Source organism: Anaerosporobacter sp., from assembly GCF_965301125.1.
The window spans coordinates 23622-28803 of the sequence record NZ_CBDLAM010000028.1; the positions used below are offsets into that span (position 1 = coordinate 23622).

The 5182-nt window shown below is 32.8% G+C and carries 5 protein-coding genes and 2 pseudogenes; 2 read left to right on the forward strand and 5 right to left on the reverse strand.

The features are described from left to right. From ACW2QF_RS05000 to ACW2QF_RS05010, 3 genes and pseudogenes are all read right to left on the reverse strand, one after another. On the reverse strand, nt 1-1366 hold a 1366-nt coding region (locus ACW2QF_RS05000), incomplete at its 3' end, for a site-specific DNA-methyltransferase (protein WP_455714896.1). Nucleotides 1367-1490: 124 nt separating this feature from the next. Beyond that, nucleotides 1491-1634, reverse strand: coding sequence for an excisionase family DNA-binding protein (locus tag ACW2QF_RS05005; RefSeq protein WP_455714899.1), 144 nt, complete (start codon nt 1632-1634; stop codon nt 1491-1493). A 426-nt stretch (nt 1635-2060) separates the two neighbouring features. Further along, a pseudogene (locus ACW2QF_RS05010) lies at nt 2061-2258 on the reverse strand (relaxase/mobilization nuclease domain-containing protein); the annotation flags it as partial. Nucleotides 2259-2565: 307 nt separating this feature from the next. Here ACW2QF_RS05010 and ACW2QF_RS05015 point away from each other — a divergent pair. Further along, nucleotides 2566-2736 (forward strand): annotated as a pseudogene (locus tag ACW2QF_RS05015) (transposase); the annotation flags it as partial. Between the two features lie 46 nt (nt 2737-2782). Continuing rightward, entirely contained in the window at nt 2783-2875 is a 93-nt protein-coding gene (locus tag ACW2QF_RS05020) for a transposase (protein WP_455714900.1), read from the forward strand. Nucleotides 2876-3088: 213 nt separating this feature from the next. On the opposite strand, the gene ACW2QF_RS05025 is transcribed toward ACW2QF_RS05020, so the two are convergent. Next, on the reverse strand, nt 3089-3316 hold the full coding sequence (locus ACW2QF_RS05025) for a GMP synthase (glutamine-hydrolyzing) (protein WP_455714897.1): 228 nt from the start codon (nt 3314-3316) through the stop codon (nt 3089-3091). Nucleotides 3317-3726: 410 nt separating this feature from the next. Next, nucleotides 3727-5182, reverse strand: a 1456-nt coding sequence (locus ACW2QF_RS05030) for an InlB B-repeat-containing protein (RefSeq protein ID WP_455714898.1), incomplete at its 5' end; no start/stop codon positions are given.

Here is a 5182-nt window from a genome sequence, read left to right on the forward strand (position 1 = left end):
TAAACCTTTTAAATCGTTCAGAAGTTAAATTGTTTGCATAATCCATCATCTCTATAACAATGAACTTTCTATTAATTTTACCATTATTGGAATTCAGTACCGCATGACCTGTTGTTCCCGATCCCCCGAATGAATCTAAAACTATATCTCCTGGTTGTGATAATGCCTCAATAATATTCTGTATTAAATCTACAGGTTTAGGATAATCAAACATTTTTTCAACTTCTGGAAATATTTTTTTTAATTCTTGCGTTCCATTTACAGTAAAAAACGCTTTTTCTGCCCATATAGTCGGAATTTGTCCACCTACTGTTTCATTTGCACCAAAACATAATGTTGGCCCCCCCTGTTCATGACCTATAACTTCTAATTCACCTTTTTCTATTTTTTTAATCACACCACTAGGTAGATATTGAATGCTGAATAAATTTCGATTATTCTTATTCTTGTTTGGAGAAATCTTGATATACCCTTTTTCCCAATCTTTTTGTAAACGTTCTGGTATTTGTCTCCATACACATTCTTTTCCCTTTGTTGTAACAGGCCAAACAGCAACTGTACCTTCCGGTGCACAATCATAATCATATTGATAATCTGCTTTTTCTCCTATATAAATACCCTTATCTATTTTTTCCTGTAACGAAGCCCCTGTACCTGCTAATGTTCCATCTGTAACTTTTACAAATATAGGATATACCTGATTTGGTCTTTGGGTTTTGTCAAATGTACTTAGTGTTAGTCCCTCAAATGGTGTACGTGTGTTGCCTCCAATCCAACTAAGCGAATTTGGTGAAAAATCCAAAGGAACTATAAAAATAATATATTCATGTAAATAATTAAATCCCCCAGAAGGTTTTCCTCCTGATGTCTGAACAGTCGAAACCACAACTTGTTTTGTAGAAAAAATATCTCTGCATAATTCAACTAAATTATGCATCTCATGATATCCAATGCTAATAGCTAACGTTCCCATAGGATGTAATAATTTTTGCAGAAGCCTTAATCTTGGATACATCATGCAAAGCCATTTATCATGCCTTGATAAGTCCTCGCCCTCTTTACCAACAACTTCACCAAGCCATTTCTTTATCTTTGGGTCATTAACATTGTCATCATAAACCCAACCCTCATTTCCAGTATTATAAGGTGGATCAATATATATACACTTTATTTTTCCTTCATATTTTGGAAGAAGCGCCTTCAATGCTTCTAAGTTATCTCCATGAATAATCATATTCTCACTATAGTTATCTTCTTCATGCATTCCCTCCATATCAAAGCTATATTTTCGTTCTAAAACTCTATATGGTACATCATTATGATGATTTATCACTTTATCTTTTCCAATCCAATCTAATATAGGCATGTTATTACTCCTTATCTAATGAGTCGGTATTTTTTCAAAACTATACCAACTTCCATATATATTTTGAACAGTATAATAATACTCTGTAACAAGTCCTATAATCCGTACTCCTACAGCGCACTCTTCACCCATTCATCTGCTTACTAAAACTTAAACTTCCATGGTCTCCCACTTTATGAGCTGGAATGTCTGTATTTTTCTTCCAACTTCTAATCGTATCTTTCGTTACTCCTAAGTATTCTGCTGTACCTTCTATATTTTTATAAATTTTTGTTAATTTCCTGCATTATTTCTCCTCCGTTTTCTTGAAATAAGCATAGTTACCCAAATATAAATCATTATAATACACAACATCCTTTTTCTCAATCGAAAATTGATGCATTAAATATAATTTAGCGGTATTTATTGGTCTATTGTTTCATAACAAACGACCTACTTTATCTTCTTATATTGGGTGCCACTCACCGAGCAACCCTCATCATTCCTATCTCCTAAAATTCTCTCAAAATACTTGTTTCTCCATCTGCTCTAATTCTTTCATACATTCATTATAAATCTTATCAAACAGTTCATATTGCTCCCCGTGTTCCATTACGATACCGGAATTTATATCCTGTTACCATCTTCACGCTGTTGATAACTACACGGCATGAAGATGGTCTTTATCCGTATGAACTACAACCAGATCTTCATACTATCCTCCAGATACTTCCTCTATAAACCGCATGGCTATATCATACATAATCTCTGACGTACCTTCAGCCGGCATTAAAGATATTACAAAATGATATTCCTGTCTACCGCCAGTCTTACCAAACATCTGCTTGGTTGACTTCACCTGAACATAGGTAGATTCCGGCAGGCAGTTAATACCGCCTACAGCTTTTCTTTTATCTGTTCCATCAGATGATTTTCCACCTTCATCGTACTATCAAATACAAATCCGCACGCATTGGCAGTTTTCGTATCTGATTGTAATTATTGCAAAGGCCTAAAATCTGACGAATCAGATATCTTACACAATCCAAAAGCTTCATATTATCAACTTTGGAATCATACTCCGCCTGCTCCCGTTCCTCATCCGACAAACGGATGGTGAAATTCTTTCTTGGTTCTTATATCCTCGTCGTCCTATATACAATATCTCCTTCGTGCTTTTTTCTTTATCTGTTTCTAGCAGATTTCATTTATCTCCCCATACAATCCATTATTCCCTTCCAGCATTAAAGGATTCTATCTCCATTGATGAGTTTAAAGGTAATGAAGCTGTTAAATATCAATGCATTCTTGTAAATTCAAAGCAATGTTACATTATGGATATCCTTCCTGATCGCTCTCAGGCCCATTTGGCAACTTATTTTCGAAACATTACCTATCACCATTTAAGGAGATAAACCCAAATACACTTAAATTGGTATTACCAATGGTCCAATTGAGGGATTAAACAATAAAATCAAAGTATTCAAACGTATTTCATATGAGCCAAAAATTTTGAGCGATTACGTATAGGTATTTTACATTCTTATAACTAAATAAAGAACGACTGGCACGATGTTTATTTGCCATGTTCTAAAATATACAAACATGACCTAAGTATTAAAACAGCTCTACATCCAGTATTGATGCGAGTGCATCGCACCTCGCACCCCAACACTTGACATAGAGCCTAAAAAGAAAAGTCTCGGATACCGCTTATTTAGCGTTCTCCAAGACTTTTGGATGCTACTCAAACTCAATAGTAGCCGGTGGTTTCCCAGTACAATCATAAAACACCCTATTAACCCCCTTAACCTCATTAACAATCCTAGAAGTAACTTTACCAATCACTTCCCAAGGAAGTTCAGCACTCTCTGCTGTCATGAAGTCTGAAGTTGTTACGGCACGAAAACACTTGATTTTACTAGATTCTTTATATAAATCATTAGTCATTTTTTTAGTAGGTAGCCACAAACTTTTTTTGTATTATCAGTGGCTTTCATGTTACTATAATACACTATATCATTTATAAACCTCTTATACAAGGGTGGTTTACTACTAAAATCAAAACTATTGTTTAAAGAGTAATCTAATAAGTATTCCTCTTAATATACACTTTTTTGTCACTTTTAAAGCCTAATCTTCCCAATTTAGTCATAATCAATCGGTTGTTTATGTATTAATCTGATATTTTTATTGTAAATTTGGTGCGAAATACACTTAATAGATACTATAACCTAATGTTTTATGCAAATATACACTGATATATCTCCCCTAAATTGTACACCTTTATGTCCCCAAATTAGGCACATTTAGTGCACTAAATGTACATAGTTACTCAAAAAAACAGTAGGATAAACATATGATATCCTACTGTCTCTTTACTATTTAACTTTTAGTGTGACTTTTTTTACGTATTTACCCGATTTTATTGTTATTACTGCTTTTCCTGCCCTTTTAGCTTTAATCTTACCATTTTTGTTAATTGTAAGTACTTTTTTATTTGAAGAAGAATAAGTTATTGCTTTACCTGTCCCATATGCTTTACAACTCAAAGTATAAGTTTTTCCAACCTTCAGACTGCTAGATGGTTTTTTCACTATCTTGATATATGGTTTGCTTACTTGAAGTTTAGTTGAAATTTCATATTCTTTTGTATTTTGCTTAATATTAATAGTTATTACTACTGTACCACTTTTTTTAGCCTTAATAATACCATCTTTCGATACTATGGCAATTGCATCATTGCTAGATTTATAAGTAACTGTTGCTTCTTCTTCAAGGTTTTCTATCCGATTTTTTAAATCTACCTTTTTATTAGTATAGGTCTTTACTTTTTTAATGATAGTAGGCTCTTTAATATCGAGATTTTCTATAGGAGTATCTGATAATATAACTACATACTTAGAAGCATGACTAAAATTGAAATCTACAGTATTGTCTGTATTAATCTTTGAACTTTGTTCAAATTCTAATTGCTTTGTATCTTCATTTATATAATACAAGTTTGCGTATGTTGCGTTAGTCTCACCAACCCTTACATTAAGTACAGGACTACAGCCAAAATCACCATTATGTGATAAATCTAGCATGAATTTTTCGTTAAAGTTTTCATAACCATGACTATTAGAAACAATTTCTTCATCTATCTCGAAATCTTTTAATCGATGTACATAAAAATCAATGTCAGTCAAATTATCTGCAATATTCTTTCCATTAATACTCCATGTATAATTTATGAATTCTAACCTGATGCTTATGTCTTTCCCCTTTATTTCTTCAAGTACTGACTTAGGAAGAATTGATGTGCCATTCATCTTCACTGTAACTATCTCACCATTATCTGCACTTTTTATCTCATTAGTTACATCATTCCAAGAAGTTGTATCATTAGTCCATGAATCTTCATTAGACGAATAACTTCCATTGTATATCCATTTAGCATATAATGTGATATCTTTGTTAATTACTGTTCCATTTTCAAACAACCTAGTAAACTGTAAATCTTCATACCAACCATCAAACTTATTATTTGGTTTTACTGGTTGAGGTAATACAATAGCACTTCCCGATGCAACCGTTATTGGATTAATAATATTACCACCTTGCGTATCAAAAGCTACAAAACAACTCTCTATCTCTGGCTCAACATTATCCATGCTCTTTTTGATTACTGTTATACTTCCAGATTCAGTTACTCCATTTAATAACTCGATATATTCTTCATAATACTCGTCTGGTACTACAACTGATATACTATTTGTAAACAATGGTTTACCACATGTAATATTTTGAGGATTACTATCTATATATATTTTGCTCAAAGAATCCATATATAAG